This is a genomic window from Solimonas sp. K1W22B-7 (assembly GCF_003428335.1).
Classification (GTDB): Bacteria; Pseudomonadota; Gammaproteobacteria; order Nevskiales; family Nevskiaceae; genus Solimonas_A.
In genome coordinates this window covers 4,177,549-4,196,174 of sequence record NZ_CP031704.1, presented here as the reverse complement: position 1 = coordinate 4,196,174, position 18,626 = coordinate 4,177,549, and the positions used below count along the sequence as shown (strand labels likewise).

General features: G+C 65.9%; 13 protein-coding genes. 5 read left to right on the top strand and 8 right to left on the bottom strand.

The features are described from left to right. Window positions 1–47 precede the first annotated feature (47 nt). From D0B54_RS18905 to D0B54_RS18875, 7 genes are all read right to left on the bottom strand, one after another. Complete coding sequence (locus D0B54_RS18905) at window positions 48–1,028, bottom strand: class I SAM-dependent methyltransferase (protein WP_162932562.1); 981 nt, start codon at window positions 1,026–1,028, stop codon at window positions 48–50. Window positions 1,029–1,045: 17 nt separating this feature from the next. Beyond that, complete coding sequence (locus D0B54_RS18900) at window positions 1,046–2,014, bottom strand: fatty acid desaturase family protein (RefSeq protein ID WP_117293099.1); 969 nt, start codon at window positions 2,012–2,014, stop codon at window positions 1,046–1,048. Beyond that, window positions 2,011–2,412: a GtrA family protein gene (locus D0B54_RS18895; protein WP_117293097.1), complete on the bottom strand. Its 402-nt coding sequence runs from the start codon at window positions 2,410–2,412 to the stop codon at window positions 2,011–2,013. Before D0B54_RS18895 ends, D0B54_RS18900 begins: the two co-directional genes overlap by 4 nt. Next, window positions 2,412–3,080, bottom strand: coding sequence for a class I SAM-dependent methyltransferase (locus tag D0B54_RS18890; protein WP_205527178.1), 669 nt, complete (start codon window positions 3,078–3,080; stop codon window positions 2,412–2,414). Before D0B54_RS18890 ends, D0B54_RS18895 begins: the two co-directional genes overlap by 1 nt. Window positions 3,081–3,164: 84 nt before the next feature. Continuing rightward, on the bottom strand, window positions 3,165–5,246 hold the full coding sequence (locus tag D0B54_RS18885; RefSeq protein WP_117293095.1) for a glycosyltransferase 87 family protein: 2,082 nt from the start codon (window positions 5,244–5,246) through the stop codon (window positions 3,165–3,167). Window positions 5,247–5,252: 6 nt separating this feature from the next. Beyond that, window positions 5,253–6,458 carry a glycosyltransferase family 2 protein gene (locus D0B54_RS18880; protein WP_117295362.1) on the bottom strand — a complete coding sequence of 402 codons (1,206 nt, stop codon included), beginning with the start codon at window positions 6,456–6,458 and terminating at the stop codon, window positions 5,253–5,255. Window positions 6,459–6,709: 251 nt separating this feature from the next. Continuing rightward, window positions 6,710–7,132, bottom strand: a complete 423-nt coding sequence (locus D0B54_RS18875; protein ID WP_117293092.1) for a pilin — start codon at window positions 7,130–7,132, stop codon at window positions 6,710–6,712. A gap of 302 nt (window positions 7,133–7,434) precedes the next feature. Here D0B54_RS18875 and D0B54_RS18870 point away from each other — a divergent pair, with 302 nt between their 5' ends. The 4 genes from D0B54_RS18870 to D0B54_RS18855 all read left to right on the top strand — a co-directional run bounded on the left by D0B54_RS18870 (window position 7,435) and on the right by D0B54_RS18855 (window position 16,684). Continuing rightward, on the top strand, window positions 7,435–10,365 hold the full coding sequence (locus D0B54_RS18870) for a spermidine synthase (protein ID WP_117293090.1): 2,931 nt from the start codon (window positions 7,435–7,437) through the stop codon (window positions 10,363–10,365). Window positions 10,366–10,459: 94 nt separating this feature from the next. Next, a complete protein-coding gene (locus tag D0B54_RS18865; protein ID WP_117293088.1) occupies window positions 10,460–13,402 on the top strand; it encodes a spermidine synthase in 2,943 nt (980 codons plus the stop codon). Window positions 13,403–13,530: 128 nt separating this feature from the next. Continuing rightward, window positions 13,531–16,119: a leucine--tRNA ligase gene (leuS, locus tag D0B54_RS18860; RefSeq protein WP_117293086.1), complete on the top strand. Its 2,589-nt coding sequence runs from the start codon at window positions 13,531–13,533 to the stop codon at window positions 16,117–16,119. A gap of 22 nt (window positions 16,120–16,141) precedes the next feature. Beyond that, window positions 16,142–16,684, top strand: coding sequence for an LPS-assembly lipoprotein LptE (locus tag D0B54_RS18855; RefSeq protein WP_162932561.1), 543 nt, complete (start codon window positions 16,142–16,144; stop codon window positions 16,682–16,684). Here D0B54_RS18855 and D0B54_RS18850 read toward each other — a convergent pair. Next, complete coding sequence (locus D0B54_RS18850; protein WP_117293082.1) at window positions 16,605–17,849, bottom strand: (Fe-S)-binding protein; 1,245 nt, start codon at window positions 17,847–17,849, stop codon at window positions 16,605–16,607. The genes D0B54_RS18855 and D0B54_RS18850 overlap by 80 nt on opposite strands. A 45-nt stretch (window positions 17,850–17,894) precedes the next feature. Between D0B54_RS18850 and D0B54_RS18845 the strand changes: the two genes are divergently transcribed. Then, window positions 17,895–18,611 (top strand): DUF481 domain-containing protein, encoded by a 717-nt coding sequence (locus D0B54_RS18845; protein ID WP_117293080.1) that lies wholly within the window; start codon window positions 17,895–17,897, stop codon window positions 18,609–18,611. Window positions 18,612–18,626 lie beyond the last annotated feature (15 nt).

Sequence of the window (18,626 nt, the reverse complement as noted above, 5' to 3'; positions counted from 1 at the left end):
AGCCAAAAGTTTCGCCCAGCGGCGCCTACGCCTGGCGGGACGCGACGTTACCCCGGCTGTGCGGGCCGGCGCCTGGCGACGACCATCATCGCGGAGGTATGGAAGCCCAGCCAGGAGCGCAGGATGTCGAAGCCGGTGGCCAGGATCAGCGCCGGCAGGCTGCGCAGGGGATGGACCAGCCCGGCGGCGCGGCGGTTGCGGCAGCGGCCGTACTTCAGGGCGTGATGCAGGGAGAACAGCCAGAAGGAATGGCCGGGCTGGTAGCGGACGGTCTCCACCTCCAGCCCCGCCTGGCGCAGCAGCTGCGTCAGGGACGCCAGGGTGAAGATGTGCCAGTGGCGCGGAAAGTGATACCCGCCCCACCAGCGGGCCCTGAACAGCCGCGCGTCCAGGGACTCGAGGTTGGGGGTTTCGATGGCCAGGATGCCGCCTTCTTCCAGGGCCTGCGCCAGCCGCGCCACGACCTCCCGCGGATCGGCGACGTGCTCGATGACGTGGAACATGGTGATCAGGTCGAAGCGCCCGGTCCTGACCAGCTGCGAGGCTTCCACCGTGGCGCATTCGGCGCTGAAGCCGTCGGCGCGCAGGGCGGCGATGGCGGGCTCCGACAGCTCGATGCCGGCGATCCGTGACCGGGGCAGGTCGAACTTCTCGGCCATGCGCAGGAAGCGGCCGGTGCCGCAGCCCACGTCCAGGTAGCCTTGCGGGGGGTGCCGCAGCTGCGCCGCCAGCCCGGCCAGCTTGCGGCGGTCGAGCCAGGCCTTGCCCTTCACGGCAATGGGGTTGATCTTTTTCTCGAAGTCGTACGAGTAGTAGTGCCGGGGATAGATGACGCCCAGCTCGCGGTCGGCCGGCCGCGGATCGAGCCAGGCATGGCTGCAGCGCCGGCACTGCCACATCGTCCACTCGTTGCGGCAGCTCTCGTACTCGTAGTCTTGCCCGGCCGCGATCCTGGCGCGCTCGCTGCCCGAGCAGACCGGGCAGCTGCCGACGACCTCCGTGGAGATCAGCGGAGCCGTGTCGGGCATGGCGCCCCCGGCGTCATTCATGGCGCGGGGGTGAAGCGCGATCCGGCGGCGCGCGCGAGGCAGGCCAGTAGGTAGCGGCAGTAGCCGCGCCGCCGCACGATCGGCGTGCCCGTGTCCAGCGCGCGGGCTTCCAGCAGGGCGGTGGCGCGCGGCAGGTGGTAGTAGGGGATGGTGGGCCAGAGATGGTGCGCCACGTGGTGGTTCATGTTCATGGGGGAGAACAGCAGGCGCTCGGGAAAGGAGCTCTCCACCATCACCATCCGCTCGGCGAGAGTGGTTCCGGCGGTCTCGTTCTCTACGGAATGCTCGGAGAACACCCGCAGCAGGTCGAAGGCCACCGTGAGCATCGCCACCGGCAGCAGCCACAGCAGCGGGTAGCCCCACCAGCCGAAGGCCAGCGTGAGCCCGCCGATCAGCGCAAGCTGCCATAGCCCCAGGATGGCCAGGTCCCTGCGGCTGTGCTTCGGCCGCGCCACCGCGGCCGCGGCGGTCTTGCCGGGGCCGAAGACATTGCCGGCGGCGCGCAGCACCAGGGGCAGGCCGGTGAAGCTCAGCAGCAGCGCGCCCGCGGAGAGCTTCTCCCGGCTGCGGTACTTGAACAGGTCGGGGTCGCCGGGCCGGCCCAGGGTCCGGTGGTGCTGCATGTGGTTCAGACGGTTGACCCTGGTGATCGCCCCGATCGGAGCGAGGATCAGGCCGTCGTTGATCAGGTCGTTGATGCGGACGTCGCCGTGCAGGCGCCGGTGCAGGCCGTCGTGGCCGATAATGTAGAGGGCGTAGTAGCGGTTGCCCACCACCAGCATCGCCAGGGCGATGGCCCAGGCCGACCCCAGGTACCAGGCGCCGGCCCAGGCCAGCAGGATCTGGGCCCAGAGCAGGCCGATGTCCCGCAGGACGCGGGGCGTGTCGGGCCGCGAGAGCTCGAGCCGCTCCTCCTCCCGCAGCAGATGGCGGTAGGGATACTGCACCGGGGCGTCCATGCTCATGGCCGCTTGAACACCCAGAGTGCGAGAACCAGGTAGTTGATGATCGGTACCACGATGGATGTCACGGTGAGGGCGGCCGCCAGGGGAGTCCCGCCGGCGGACAGCCACTGTGGAATGAGCCCCGATAGCATAGCGCCGATGACGGATGTCGCGATGAACTTGCCGGCCTCCCGCGCGGGCGGTTGCCGCGAGCGGAACGAGTAGTAGCGGTGCAGCAGGTAGGCGCAGGGCATGGCGCAGACGTAGCCCGCGATGCCGGAGACCAGCAGGCTCAGGCCGGCCGCCTGCCGGCACCAGACGGTGACGGCCATGTAGGCCCCCGCGGCGATCGCGCCCGACACCAGGTAGCGGGCGGTCTGCCGCGGGTTGATCGCCGCGGTCCCCTGCGGGGCGGCCATCAGGAGCGGCCCATGACCACGAGGTTCGAGGTCATGCCCGCCAGCCTGATCCGCTTCAGAACGACTTCCGCCCCCGCGGGGAACAGGCCGGTGAGCTCGCTGCCCGAAAGCAGGTTGAGCATCTGCGTGTCGGCCCAGCGGCCCAGGCCGAGCAGGCGCAGCAGCCGCTGATGCAGCCGCTGCGGCAGCCAGTGGATCAGCGGCAGGATGGTGTGGAACTCCACCGGGAACCAGCGGTTGGGCGTGGTCACGAAGAAGGCTTCACTGACGCGGCTGAGCTCGGCCAGGAAGCGGCGCTGGTCCTCGCGCGTGCCGACGTGCTCGACCACCGCGGAGCAGAAAAGGTACCGGAAGGCCTTGTCGGGAAAGGGCAGGGGGCCGGGCTCGATCTGCCGGAACGTCACACCCGGGAAGGCGCGCGCCAGATTGGAGGCGTCCTCGATGCTGGCGGCGATGAGCCGCGCCGGGTACGGGTAGTGACGCTCGAAGAAGTTGCTCTCGGGCAGGCTTTCGTCCGGGGTGACGCCGAGGTCGAGCACCACGTCCTCCGACGATGGGTGCGCCCAGTCCATGAACAGGTCGAACATGCGCCGGCGCGCGCGCATTGCAAAGAACGTGCGGATGAAGCTGAGCGGGTGGCCAAACGAAAAGTAGTCTAGAGCAGCCATTCCAGGGCTCGGATTGCATGCCGCTGATGTTGCGACAGGGGTGTGGGGCGTTGGCGACCACTCCCTTGCAGACCATCGAATTCGTTACTCGGGGGTGACATTGGCTGCCCTGCGAAGCGGTTGTGGTGTCTTTTCGGAAAATGAAGCGCGCTCGGAGAATGGAGCGCGTCTCTTCGGGCAATCTATGCTCTGCGTTTTCTGCCCCCAATCATGCATCTTTCCAAGATAAACGGGCTGAGAGTCGATCGGATAGCGCAGCGCCAGAACCAGGTCGTTGTAAGTCCACAACTGTGTGTCCGTATTGACATATATTCGCCTCCAGCCCATGTTTTTTCTTTCGGTCACCGGCCGTCGCGGCGAGAAAAAATCGGGGCAGCTATCCTCAATTCGATTGAAAACAACGTCCGCGTGCTCCTGGGCTTCATGCGACGCCACCCGGTCTACGGTTGGCAGCGGATGCAGGCCGCAAGTGAAAGCATAAGTGTCCCCGGTTGATTTCGCGGGCGGAGGATGAGGACTACTCTCGGATGAGCCCACGACGACCGAGTAAAAATCTCCGATAACCCTGAAATAGGCGCAGTCCGCCGGATCAACGCGAAGGCCAAATTTCTGTAGCCGATGGTCGTAGTCAGTGATTGCGGGAGCGGGAGCGCCGTCCCTGGTAACAAGATGTACCTCTGCGATCATGCGGACCCGACCCCTGTTGCGAGCCATCAGTTCCCGCACTTTCGTGCCATTTGCTCCGTCCGGGTCGAGAATGTGAGTCCCGCTGATATTGATCAGTCCGGATCCAGGAGCCAGATAGGGCAGTAGAAAACTGAGCGAAGGGGATGATACCGACAGGTAAAGATAGGGTGCGGTCTGAAATCTCTCGGGGATTTGCAAATCGAACCACTGGTCGTCCCAGGGCGCGGGGGTCCAGCGACTCGGACTCATGTAGGCATTGAGTGCCTGCATCCCGAGAAGTCCTGCGATGGCGTAAGCCATCGCACGCGGACCCCTCAACACATTGACGAGGAGCACGGCGATCAGCACGCCGGCGATGCAGCTCATGGGCAGGAAGTAGCGGCTGTTTCCGGAGGTCCAAAGCCAGAGAATCCAGGCGATGCAGACGCTCAACACCACTGCTGGCAACACGCGGAACGATGCGGCGGTGTCAGGGATCTGGGGGGCTCCTGCTGGAGATACCCTGAAGCGATTCAGGAAAAGCCACGCGGGGATCAAAAGCATCAGCGTCGCGTAACGAATGTCCGGGGCTCTTGGTTCCGTATGCACGTCGGCAATGGGCCAAGCCATCTGGAACGGGCGCAAGAAGGCGTCGACGACGGACTCGGGGACGAAGCGGAGGTGTTTGAAAGGCGCCGAGGTCAGATGTGGCGACTTGAAGTATTCGTTGAGCATCGGGAAGTAAGGGTTCCCGAACTCCTGCCAAAGGCGATAGGCCCAGGGCCCCGAAGCTCCGAAAAAGCCGAGACAACCCGCCACGCAGAGTACTCCGGCATATCTCAGGCGCTCAGCCCCGGACGTCAGAAACAACAGCATGGGTGCCGACGCCAGACAAAATATCGCGTTGCTCAGCTTGAGTGCTGCCGCGGCTCCCAGCAGCAAACCACCCAGCGCCCACCGCTGCCAGGAGGGGCGATGCAGGCCCTTGGCCAGCGCGACCCAGCCGCCCACCACCAGTACGCTGGTGGAAATGTCGTTGAATGAGGAGCCCAACTCCTGCAGAAAGACCGGGTTCAGTGCCGCCAGGGCCATGCCCAGGAGCGCGGTGCATTGGGTTTTCGTTCGCGCCGGACCGGGAATCAGGGTCAGGGCAAGTTCATAACAGAGCCAAAGGTTCAGGGCATGAAAGCAGGCGAATGCAGTGCCGATGGCCCATGAGGGCCATTGAGCTTGCACCATGAGATAGAACGGAGCGTGTGCATACGGATTGAGATATCCCTGCAGGCTCGCCGCAAAGTAGTCTGTCGAAAAGCGATCGTTCAGAGCGCTGAAGCCGGCATACAGATGGTAGTTCAGGGAATCCCAGTTCAAGTCCTTGCCCGCATACAGCGTCCAGGCCACAGCGGCCAGTGTGGACGACAGGTAAGCGAAGACGCGCCAGCTCGCGATGATGCCAACTGTCCCTGGGGCAGACGGCGCCGCGCCGACGAGCCTATCCATGCGCCGTTACATCTTCCCGCACGGCTTTACGTCAATGAAGCTGAGGATGAAGGAGGCGAAGACAATCTCGGCACCCGTGAGCATGAACGTGACGGAAGGAATCGCCACGCGCATCATCGAAGCGGGATCAAGTGTGGACATGTTCGCGGCGAGCCATAGATTCACGGACAGCAGCGCCAACGACAGTCCGCCGCCAAATACCAGCAGACCCAGCAGGATGCCTCGCTCCAGCGAGAACAGGCGCAAGCAATGGTTGAACCATTTGCTGGGCGGCAGCACTTGCTTGAGATGGCCAATCGCGCGCGCGAGCAGCGCGAACACGATCAGCTGAACGCCCAGCACAGTGCCGGCGGAGGCGTACAGCATGGTGTGAATGTCGAATCCGACGCCGCGCACCACGATCGGCCCTTGCAGGATCATCAACTGAGCAAGCAAGCCGATGGCTATCAGCATCATGCCGGGATACAGGAACAGCCAGCGCGGGCTCATCATCAGGAGGAAGCGCAGATGCCGCCAGCCATCGCGCCAGCTACGCAGATGCGGCGGGCGAGTGCGACCGGCAGGCGCGAGCGTCGTGGGGACTTCGGCCATCGACAATCCGGCAAGCGTCGTTTTGACGATCATCTCGCTTGCGAACTCCATCCCGGAGGATTGAAGCGACAGTCCCAGGATCGCATTGCGATCGAAGCCGCGAAGCCCGCAGTGGAAGTCGCCGATCCCGGCTCCGAAGAACAGCCGGCCGACAAAGCTCAAGACCGGGTTTCCCAGGTAGCGATGCAGGAAGGGCATCGCTCCGGGCTCGATGCCGCCCTGGAAGCGGTTGCCCACGACCATGGCGTGTCCATCCCGGAGTTTGTCGATGAAGGAGGTCAGGCGCGAGAAATCATAGCTGTCGTCCGCATCCCCCATGATCACATATCGCCCCCGTGCGGCACGGATTCCGCCTAGCAGGGCGCTGCCGTAGCCCTTCTCGGCTATGTGTTCGACGCGAGCTCCGGCGGCGAACGCCAATTCCTGAGAGCCATCGGTGGAACCATTGTCTGCCACCAGCACTTCGCCGGCTATTCCCTGGCTGTCCAGGAACCGGCGCGCCTTTTTCACGCAGGTTGCCACGGTCTCGGCTTCGTCGAGGCAGGGCATCAGGATCGTCAGTTCGAGATCCTGCGGTTCGAGGATTGAGCGCGAGGTGGACTCGGAGAGGGCTGTATTCATGATTGCACAGGTCAAAAAGGCGCTTCGCCAGTCTGCAGGAAATTCCACGTCGGCGAGCCCAGGCATTCTCTCATCTGCGAGGTCGTGCCGAAACTGCGGGCGAGGGTGTACGGCATGCGCAGCGGTTCCCGAGGAACCCATCAACGCGCCTGCTCCGGGTGCCGCCGCTTGGCTTTACGCAGCCTGCGAAGGGCGCAGGGAACGAAAAAAATGCCGCCCAGTGGGCGGCATTTTTCACAGCTTGTGAAGCTTTAGACGCGGCACTCGGCCGGCACGTACTTGTTGTTGGTGGCGGCGGAGACCGCGCACTTCCAGGTGATCACGCCTTCGGCGGTCAGGGTCGGGGTGTAGGTCATGACCACGGCCTTGGCCTTGGCCGTGCCGGTGACGGTGATAACGCCCGTGGCGTCGGCGCAGGTCGCCGAGGCGAGGTTCACGGTGGCCGTGGAGACGGTGGCCACGCCCAGGCAGGTGCCGGTGCCGATGGCGGCGTTGTTGGCGATGTTCTCACCGATGGTGGCCTTCATGCCCGAGGCAATGACGGCGAGTTCGGAAACGCGGCCACGGACGGTGTAGTCCTGGTAGGCCGGCAGCGCAATCGCGGCCAGAATGCCGATGATCGCCACCACGATCATCAGTTCGATCAGCGTGAAGCCTTTCTGCATCTTGTTCATTTATAACTCCTTGGATCCAATTGGAATGAGCTTGGGCTCGTGGGAACTAATGCAGGCCTCATGCCAGCCCGGTTTTGTTCGCTGCAGCACAGGTTTTTCAAGCACTTGTCCGGCGAGTTGCTGCAGCCGATCGACAGGATTTGTCAGTAGTTGACAAATCTCGGTAAAAATCTGGTTCGCTTGACGGGCTTTCCCGGCACGGATGGGCGGCACCGTTCATGCTTGCCTGATGCCATCATGAGTCGCCGGCATCACAGGTCCCATCTCCGGCGACAATCCAATAAGCAAATCTAGGGATTTTGATGAGAATTCTGCATATCGCCAGGCCGATTCCGCGCGGCTGGTTTTACGCCCTGTTCGCGCTTTCCGGTTTCGCCGGCCTTATATATGAGTCGATCTGGTCGCATTACCTGAAGCTGATGCTGGGTCATGCGGCGTATGCCCAGACACTGGTCCTGGTGATATTCATGGGCGGCATGGCGATCGGCTCCTGGCTTGCGGGGCGGTGGTCCACCCGGCTTGCCCGGCCATTGCTGTGGTATGCCGGTGTCGAGGGTCTGCTTGGAGTCGCGGCGTTGCTGTTCGATGTCCTGTTCCGGGAGATGTCGGGCTGGCTGTTCGACAGCGTCATCCCGGGCCTGGACGCCGGCTGGACCATCGATGTGGTGAAGTGGGGCAGTGCGGCGCTGATCACGCTGCCGCAGGCCATCATGCTGGGCGCCACCTTTCCCCTGATGAGCGCCGGGTTGCTGCGCGCGCATCCGGCGGTGCCGGGCCAGGCGCTGAGTTGGCTCTATTTCACCAATAGCCTGGGGGCGTCCATCGGCGTGCTGACCAGTGGCTTCTACCTGGTGAACAAGGTGGGGTTGCCCGGCACGATCCTGGCGGCAGGCCTGGTCAATTTCCTGGTGGCGATCATCGTCTACGTGGCGGAGCGCAGCACGGCGCCGCCGCCCCGGCCGGTGGCCCGGGCCGAGCCCGGCATAAGCGGCGCGGCGGCGGCCATGCTGATGACAGCCATGCTGACCGGTGCTGCGTCTTTCATGTACGAGATCGGCTGGATCCGCATGCTCAGCCTGGTGCTCGGCTCGGCGACCCATTCCTTCGAGCTGATGCTGTCGGCCTTCATCCTGGGACTGGCACTGGGCAGCTTCTACATTCGCAAGCGCATCGATGCCGCAACGGATCCCCTGCGCCTTCTGGGCTGGATCCAGGTGGTGATGGCGGTGCTGGCGCTGCTGAGCCTGCCGCTGTACATGCAGACCTTCGACGCCATGGCAGCGATGCTCAAGGTACTTGCGCGAACCGAGCAGGCTTATACCGGTTTCATGCTGCTTTCCCATGCGATCTGTCTGGTGCTGATGCTCCCGGTAACGTTCTGCGCCGGCATGACGCTGCCACTGATCACGGCGGCGCTGCTGCGGGCGGGCCATGGCGAGGGCAGCATCGGGCGCGTCTACGCCGCCAACACGGTGGGTGCCATCGCGGGCGTGCTGGTCGCGGTTCACCTCCTCATGCCGTTGGCGGGGCTGCGCTGGGTGGTGTCGGGCGGTGCCCTGGTGGACCTGGGCCTTGGACTCTGGCTGTTGCGTCGGGCAGCGGGCCCGGCCAGCCGGCCGCAGCGCTATGCCCTGGCGGGTGCGCTGCTGCTGGCTCTGGGGCTGGTCCTGACCGTGCGACTGGATCCGACGAAGACAACGTCCGGTGTCTTTCGCAGCGGCCAGGCGCGTACCAGTGCCGACGTGGTGTTCCACCGCGACGGCAAGACTGCGACGGTCGATGTGCAGTCCTACAAGCGCGGCTTGATCGCCATCGCGACCAATGGCAAGACCGATGCGGCCATCGCGACCAAGGGCTGGCCCTCGCCGGACGACTACACGATGATCCTGATCGGCGCTCTGCCGATGGCCATGAAGCCGGATGCCAGGACGGTAGGCGTCATCGGCATGGGCTCCGGTCGCACGACGCACACGTTGCTGTCGAATCCTCGGCTGGAATATGTCGATACGGTGGAGATCGAGCCCGTGATGGTGGAGGGTGCGCGCCAGTTCGGCGATTTCGTGAAGCGCACCTTCGAGGATTCACGTAGCCGTATCCATATCGAGGATGCGAAGACTTTCTTTGCGCGCAACCGGCATCAGTACGACATCGTGCTGTCGGAGCCGAGCAACCCATGGGTAAGCGGCGTCTCGACCTTGTTCTCCGAGGAGTTCTACCGGCAGATAAAGCGGTACATCCGGCCGGGTGGCCTTTTCGTGCAATGGCTGCAGTTGTACGAAACCGATATTCCGCTGCTGTCTACGGTCTTCAATGCACTGGGTGCGGAGTTCGCGGACTATCGCGTCTATTACACCAACAGTGGCGACATGCTCATCGTGGCGAGCCCGGAGGGTGCGGTGCCAGCGATCGGTGCAAGCATATTCAGCGAGCCTGGCGTAGCGGCGTTGCTGAAGTCACTCAACCTGAAGAGCATGGCCGATTTCGAGCAGCGGCTGGTGGGCTCGCGAAAGACCCTGGAGCCCTTCTTTGCTTCATATGGCTATCCCGCCAATTCCGATTTCTTCCCGATCCTGGATCAGAACGCTGCATCACGGCGCTTCATGCGCGCCAACGCAGAGGAGCTTGCAGAGCTGCCGCCATTCAGTTCGCGCCTGGAGGGCCATACGATGACGGGTGTGCCGGAGGATACGGTGGGGTCTCTCGACTTCAGTTCAGCCATTGTCCAGGGGCATCTGATCGATCAGTACTATGCCCAGGCCGGCCCGCGTAAGATGCTGCCTGCGATGGACGACGTGGTCATGAACCTGCTGGACGACCTGCGAATGGAAGGGCGGAACTGCGACCATGAACTGCTGGTACGCAACTGGCTGACGGCGATCAAGGCGACGGTGCGGCGCTACGGGCCCTATCTGTCGGCCAGGACTGGCCGTGCCATCGCGGATGATGTGAAGCGCGCGGGCTGCGAAAAGGCGTTGGACGAGACGATGCAGGACTGGCTGTCTCTGCTGCAGGCGCAGACCGCCAGGGACTGGGAGGCGACGGCGGACGTGGCCAAGCGTTTGCTGGCCGCGGCCGGCTCTGCCTCGCCCGAGGCACAGCTGCTGCTCGCCGAAGCCCTGCTCGCGGTACTCAAGACCGAGGGGCCCGAGGGCGTGGCGATGCTGTCGCTGATGTACAGCGACGTGCCGCTCAAGGCGGTCCCCCTGCGTTACCTGATTTCAAACGGGCAGTAAGGGCCGATTGGGATGGCCGGCCGCTTCGGCCCGCCATCTCGACTGGCCTGCCGTCGATCGGCGGCTGCAGCCGACATTCCTAAAAGAGAGATTCATGAAACTTCCTGGCATCTCAGGGCCCATTCCGCGCGGCTGGTTCTATGCGCTGTTTGCCCTTTCGGGCTTCGCCGGCTTGATCTACGAGTCGATCTGGTCGCACTACCTGAAGCTGATGCTGGGTCATGCGGCGTATGCGCAGACGCTGGTGCTGGTGATCTTCATGGGAGGCATGGCGATCGGCTCCTTCCTGGCGGGGCGCTGGTCGCAGGGCGTCGCGCGGCCGCTGCTGTGGTACGCGGGCGCGGAAGGCTTGCTGGGCGTCGCTGCCCTGCTGTTCGACCTCGTGTTCCGCCAGATGTCGGGCTGGCTGTTCGACAGTGTCATCCCCGGGTTGGAAGCGGGCTGGACCATCGACCTGGTGAAATGGGGGGCGGCCACCCTGATGACGCTGCCCCAGGCGATCCTGCTGGGCGCGACCTTTCCGCTGATGAGCGCCGGCCTGCTGCGGGCGCATCCCGGCACACCGGGCCAGTCGCTGAGCTGGCTGTATTTCACCAACAGCCTGGGTGCGGCGATCGGCGTGCTGGCCAGCGGCTTCTACCTGATCGACGCGGTCGGCCTGCCCGGCACGATCCTGACGGCTGGCCTGGTCAATTTCGCCCTGGCCCTGACCGTGTACGTGGCAGAGCGCTCGACACCGCCGCCGCCGCGCGTCCTGGCGGGCGAAAGGGCTGCCGCCGGCAGCGGCGGCGTCGCGGTCCCGGCGATGCTGCTGACGGCCCTGCTGACCGGCGCCGCGTCCTTCCTCTACGAGATCGGCTGGATCCGCATGCTGAGCCTGGTGCTGGGCTCGGCCACGCATTCCTTCGAGCTGATGCTGTCGGCCTTCATCCTCGGCCTGTCGCTGGGCAGCTTCTATATCCGCAAGCGCATCGACACCGCCGTCGAGCCCCTCAAGCTGCTGGGCTGGATCCAGGTGGCGATGGCACTGCTGGCCCTGCTGAGCCTGCCGCTGTACCTGAAGACCTTCGATGCCATGGGGATCGCCTTCAGGGCCTTGTCTCCGACCGAGGAGGGCTATGCCGGGTTCATGCTGTTCTCTCATGCGCTGTGCCTGGCCTTGATGCTGCCGGTGACCATCTGCGCCGGCATGACGCTGCCGCTGATCACGGCGGCCCTGCTGCGGGCCGGCCATGGCGAAGGCAGCATCGGCCGGGTTTATGCGGCCAACACGGTGGGCGCGATCGCGGGCGTACTGCTTGGCGTTCATGTGTTGATGCCGCTGGCCGGGCTGCGCTGGGTGGTGATGGGTGGTGCGCTGGTGGACCTGGGGCTGGGTGCGTGGCTGCTGCTGCGAGCCGGCGGGCCGTTCGGGCGCCAGCCGCGCCTGGCGCTGGCAGGGGCGCTGCTGCTGGCGCTGGGGCTGGTGCTGACGGTGCGGCTGGATCCGCGCACGACGGTTTCCGGCGTCTTCCGCTCCGGCGAAACCCGCGTCACGGGCGATGTGATCTTCCTGCGTGACGGCAAGACCGCAACGGTCGATGTGCAGCGGCACAGGGACGGCAGCATGTCCATTGCAACCAACGGCAAGGTCGACGCGGCGATCGGTGCCAAGGGCCGGCCGTCGCCGGACGACAGCACGATGGTGCTGCTGGGCGTGGTACCGCTGGCGATGCTGCCGGAGGCCAAGACGGTGGGCGTGATCGGCATGGGTTCCGGCAGGACCACCCACACGCTGCTGTCCAGCTCGCGCCTGGAGCGCGTGGACACGGTGGAGATCGAGCCGGCGATGGTGGAAGGCGCCCGCCAGTTCGGGGACAGCGTGAAGCTGGCGTATACCGACCCGCGCAGCCATATCCATATCGAGGACGCCAAGACCTATTTCGCGCGCAATCGCCGGCAGTACGACATCGTGATGTCGGAACCCAGCAATCCCTGGGTCAGCGGCGTTTCGACCCTGTTCTCTGAGGAGTTCTACCGGCAGGTCAAGACCTACATACGTCCCAAGGGCCTGTTCGTGCAGTGGCTGCAGCTCTACGAGACGGACGTGCGGCTGCTGTCCACGGTATTCAACGCGCTGGGAGCGGAATTCCAGGATTACCGCGCCTACTACACCAACGACGGCGACATGCTGATCGTGGCCAGCAAGGATGGGGCAGTGCCGGAACTCAATGACTGGGTGATGCAGGAGCCTGGCGTCATGGAACTGCTCAAGGGCATCAATATCCGTACGCTGGCCGACATTGAGCAGCGCCGGCTGGGGTCACAGGCCACGCTGGCTCCCTACTTCGCCTCCTTCGGCTACCAGCCCAACTCCGACTATTTCCCGGTGCTGGACCAGAACGCCGCATCGCGGCGCTTCATGCGCCGTTCGGCGGTGGAGATTTCCGATCTGCAGCCCTACACCATGCGACTGGAGGATCGTCGGCCACCGGGCCCGGGACTCAACGCCGTAGACCGGCTCTGGTTCAGCGACGCGATGGTTCAGGCGGAACTGATCGCCCGCTACTACGCCCAGCCAGGGCGGCGGACATTGTTGCCCGGCATGCATGGCAATGTCGTGAGCATCCTCAACGACCTGGACCTGGAAGGGCGCCGCTGTGAAGCGATGGACCTTGAGCTCAGCTGGCTGCCGGCCGTGAGGTCGGTGGTGCGCCTGTATGGCCCCTACCTGCCTGCGCAGGTGGGCAAGGCGATTGCCGACCAGGTCCGGCGCTCCGGCTGCGACTCGGCGCTCACCCCGCGGCAACGCGACTGGCTGGGCCTGCTGCAGGCCCAGGCGGCGCGGGACTGGACCGCCACGGTGGCGATCAGCCAGCGCCTGCTGGCGGCTACTCCGCCGACCGCGTCCGAGGCCCAGGTGCTGCTGGCGGAATGCCTGTTGGGGGTCCTGAAGACCGACGGGCCGAGCGGCATGACGCTGATGCTGCTGCGTTACGGCGATATCCCCCTGCTGGAGTCGCCGCCGCTGCGCTTCCTGACGGCGAACGGCAGCTAGGTACGGGGTGGCGCCGGGCCGGCGTGATCGGCCCGGCGCGGTGGCCTCGCAAGGGGGGCAGCCGGGCAGCGGCCCGCGCCGGGGGGCTGCTAGACTACGCGCCCCTTTTGTCCACAGCCCTGCCGACGATGCAAGAGCAGTATTCCGCCGCCGATATCGAAAGCGCCGCCCAGGCGTTCTGGGCCGAGCACAAGTCCTTCGAGGTGAAGGAGGAGCCGGGGCGCGAGAAGTACTACTGCCTTTCGATGTTCCCGTACCCCTCGGGCAAGCTGCACATGGGGCACGTGCGCAACTACACGATCGGCGACGTGATCAGCCGCTACCAGCGCATGCTGGGCAAGAACGTGCTGCAGCCGATGGGTTTCGACGCCTTCGGCCTGCCGGCCGAGAACGCGGCCATTGCCAACAACACGCAGCCGGCGAAGTGGACGTATTCCAACATCGACTACATGAAGGTCCAGCTCAAGAGGCTGGGTTTTGCCTACGACTGGTCGCGCGAGCTGGCGACCTGCCGGCCGGACTACTACCGCTGGGAGCAGTTGCTGTTCACGCGCCTGCTGAAGAAGGGCCTGGCCTACCGCAAGAACGCGGTGGTGAACTGGGACCCGGTCGAGCAGACCGTGCTGGCCAACGAGCAGGTGGTGGACGGCCGCGGCTGGCGTTCCGGCGCGCTGGTGGAGCGCCGCGAGATCCCGCAGTGGTTCCTGAAGATCACCGGCTATGCCCAGGAACTGCTGGACGACCTGGACCAGCTGTCCGGCTGGCCGGAAGCGGTCAAGACCATGCAGCGCAACTGGATCGGCCGCTCCGAGGGCCTGGAGCTGCAGTTCGCCGTCGAGGGCGGTGAGCCGCTGACGGTCTACACCACGCGCCCGGACACGCTGATGGGCGTGACCTACGTGGCGGTGGCGGCCGAGCACCCGCTGGCGCAGCGCGCTGCGGCGGGCAATGCCGAACTGGCCGAGTTTCTCAAGGGCTGTGGCCGCAGCGGTGTGGCCGAGGCCGACATCGAGACCATGGAAAAGCGCGGCATGCCGCTGGGCATTTCCGTGACCCACCCGATCAGCGGCGCCCCGGTGCCGGTGTGGGCCGCCAACTTCGTGCTGATGGGCTACGGCACCGGCGCGGTGATGGCGGTGCCGGGTCACGACGAGCGTGACCACGAGTTCGCCACCAAGTACGGCCTGCCGATCAGGCAGGTGATCCGCCCGGCCGATGGCTCCGCCATCGACGTGGCGCAGGCGGCCTACACCGAGCATGGCCTGCTGCTGAACTCCGGCGAGTTCGACGGCCTGGATTTCAAGGCCGCCTTCGACGCCATCGCCGCGCGCTTCGAGAAGAACGGCAACGGCCGCCTGCGCGTCAACTTCCGCCTGCGTGACTGGGGCGTTTCGCGCCAGCGTTACTGGGGCTGCCCGATCCCGGTGATCTACTGCCCGAAGTGCGAGGCGGTGCCGGTGCCGGAGGACCAACTGCCGGTGGTGCTGCCCGAGGACGTGGCCTTCACCGGCGTGAAGTCGCCGATCAAGGCCGACCCGGAATGGCGCAAGACCAGCTGCCCGTCCTGCGGCGGCCCGGCGGAGCGCGAGACCGATACCTTCGACACCTTCTTCGAGTCGAGCTGGTACTTCGCCCGCTATACCGGCCCGGACAACGACAGGCAGATGCTGGACGAGCGTGCCAACTACTGGCTGCCGGTGGACCAGTACATCGGCGGCATCGAGCACGCCATCCTGCACCTGCTGTACGCGCGCTTCTTCCACAAGCTGATGCGCGACGAGGGCATGGTGGCCAGCGACGAGCCCTTCACCAACCTGCTGACGCAGGGCATGGTGACCAAGGAGACGTTCTACCGGATACACCCGGAGGACCCGGCAAAGAAGATCTGGTACAGCCCTGACGATCTGGATCTGGAGCTGGACGCCAAGGGGCAGCTGGTCAGGGCGACCCTTCGCGCCGACGGCCAGCCGGTGATCATCGGCAACACCGAGAAGATGTCCAAGTCGAAGAACAACGGCGTGGACCCGCAGGCCCTGGTGGACCTGTACGGCGCCGACACCGCGCGCCTGTTCGCCATGTTCGCGGCGCCGCCGGAACAGTCGCTGGAATGGCGCGACGACGGCGTGGAAGGCGCGGCACGCTTCCTCAAGCGCCTGTGGCGCGCAGTGCAGCTGCATGTGCAGGGCGGCCCGGCCGGCGAGCTGGACAAGTCGGCACTGACGGCGCCGCAGAAGGCGCTGCGACGCAAGCTGCACGAGACCATCGGCAAGGTCGCCGACGACTACGGCCGCCGCAAGACCTTCAACACCGCCATCGCGGCGGTGATGGAGCTGATGAACGAGGCGCTGCGCCTGGACGACGCCTCGGCCCAGGGCCGCGCCGTGTCGCAGGAGGTCTGGCAGAGCGTGGCGCTGATGCTCAACCCGGTGGTGCCGCATATTGCCCATGCGCTGTGGCAGGCCCTGACCGGCCGCGACGACCTGCTGGCGCAGCGCTGGCCGCAGACCGATGCCGACGCCCTGGTGCGTGACAGCATCGCCCTGGTGGTGCAGGTCAACGGCAAGCTGCGCGGCAACATCGAGGTGCCGGCCTCGGCGACGCAGGAAGAGATCATCGCGGTTGCGCTGGCGGACGAGAACGTGCGCAAATTCACCGACGGGCAGACGATCAGGAAGCAGATCGTAGTGCCGCGCAAGCTGGTCAATTTCGTCGTCTGATACGGGACTGAATATGCTCCGGATGGATCGCTTGGTCGTGTTGTGTGCAGCCCTGCTGCTGACGGCCTGCGGCTTCCACCTGGCCGGCAAGCGGCCGCTGCCGCCGGCGCTGGCCTCGGTCTACATCGACAGCGTGCGTCCCTACCAGGTGTCGGAGCCGCCGGTGGAGGCCGCGCTGCGCGCCGGCCTGCGCCGCCGCGGTGCCGAGGTGGCGGGCGAGCAGGACAAGGCCAGGACCATCATCCGCCTGAGCGAGTTCAAGGACCGGCGCGAGGTGCTGTCGGTCGGCAGCGACGGCAAGGCGATCGAGTACCTGCTGGTGAGTTCGGTGCGCTACGAGGTGATCAGCAACGGCCGTGCGCTGCTGCCGCCCGACGCGCTCACGGCCTCGCGCGACTACAGCTTCCAGCCGCAGCAGGTGCTGGCCAAGGAAGCCGAGGAGCAGCGCCTGCGCGAGTACATCCAGAGCGAGCTGGCGGAGCTGATCATGCTGCGCCTGGAGGCGCGCCTGGCCCGAGCTGGCGATCCAGCAACGCCAGCGGATGTAGTACCTCCGGCCCCTTGAGGCCGGCGCGGCGCAGGCCCGCCGCCAGGTGCAGCGAGCAGCCGATGTTGCTGCTCACGATGTAGTCCGGCTGCAATGCCCGCGACGCTTCCAGTTTCGGCTGTAGCAGGCGGTCGGCGTCTTCCGCATGCGTGATGAAATGGCTGCCGGCGGCGCCGCAGCAGGCCTGGCGCCGATCCAGTTCCATCAATTCGATTCCCGGGATCAGTCGCAGCAGCGCACGCACGGCGTCGCCGCCGCCGGTGACGTTGCGCTGGGTGCAGGGCTCGTGGATCGCCACGCGTGCGCGCAGGGGCTGCGGCTGCAGTCCCGCGGGCCAGCGCCGCAGCAGGTAGGCATGGATGTCCTGCACGCGGGCGCGCAGTGCGCCGCCCTGCGCCTGGCCCAGCAGGTCCGGCGCGTCCAGCAGCGTGGCGCTGCAGCCGCTGGCCGTGCCGAGCACGGCGGCGTAGCCGTCGAAGGCTGCGGCATTGCGCTGCATGCAGGCACGCGCCTCCTCTGTCAGGCCCGCATGCTGATGCAGGGCGCCGCAGCAGCCCTGGTCGGCCGGCACCGCGACGCGCAGGCCCAGGCGCTGCAGCAGGCGCTGCGCGGCGGCCAGGGTGTCGCCGTCGGCCAGGTCGCTGACGCAGCCGGTGAACAGTGCGGCATCGGCGGGGCCGTCCGCGCCCGCGCCACGGGCACTGAAGGGCAGGGCGGCCATCGGCGGCAGCAGCGAGTCCAGCCGTGCCAGCCGGCCGTGGCCGAGCAGGCGCCAGCGCTGCAGCAGGCCCTGCAGGCCGCTGGCCTGGTAGAGCCACAGCGCCAGGCCCGCTGCACGGCGCAGCTCGCGCCGCGTCAGCACGGCGCCGATCAGCCGCGGCAGGCGCGTGCGCGCGGGATGCTGCGTGTTGAGCGCGGCGCGACCGGCATCGATCAGGCGGCCATAGGGAACTTTCGCCGGGCAGACCGACTCGCAAGAGCGGCAGCCGAGGCAGCCGTCGAGGTGGAGTTCCATCTTCGGCGTGAGCGGAATGCTGCCCAGCGCCAGCCCCTGCATCAGGGCGATGCGCCCTCGCGGCGAGTCGCCCTCGTGCTGCGTCAGCCCATAGGTCGGGCAGTGGGGCAGGCACAGGCCGCACTTCACGCACAGGTCGGCATCGGCGATCGGGAAGGGAGCGGCCATGTCACATGATAGGCGTTTGAACGCCACCAAAATAAGGAAAACCGGATGAACCGCAGCATCGCCCTTCTTGCCCTTTCGCTGGCGCCCCTGGCCGTGCAGGCCGCCCCCTGGTCCGGTGAGGTGGGCCTGGGATACCTCGGCACCAGCGGCAACAGCGACACCACTTCGCTCAACGGCAAGCTGTTGCTGGACTACGTCAGCGGTCCCTGGAAGAACTCCTTCACTGCTTCGGCGATCAACGCCTCTTCCGACGACGAGGGCAGCACCGCCGAACGCTACACCGTGGGCGACAAGCTCGACTGGGGCTTTTCCGAGCGCGACTACGTCTTCGGCGCGGTGGAGTGGGAGAAGGACCTGTTTGGTGGCGTGCGCCGGCGCACCTCGGAGACGGTGGGCTACGGCCGCCACATCCTGACCGGGCCGGTGCACCTGCTGGATGCCGAGATCGGCGCCGGTGCGCGCCAGCTGGAGAACAACGACCTGGCCCGCACGCGCGAGGACGACGCCATCGGCCGCGCCTTCGGCAAGTACCAGTGGAAGCTGTCGGAGACCAGCCGCTTCATCCAGAGCCTGAAGATCGAGTCGGGCGGCGACAACACCTTCACCGAGTCGGTCACCGAGCTGAAGCTGTCGGTGGTGGGCAACCTGGCGGCGGGCCTGAACTACACGGTGCGCAACAACAGCGAGGTGCCGGCCGGCACCGAGAAGACCGATACCTTCACGGCGGTGAACCTGAGCTATGCCTTCGGGAAAGAGAAGTAGGCGGTAAACTGTGCC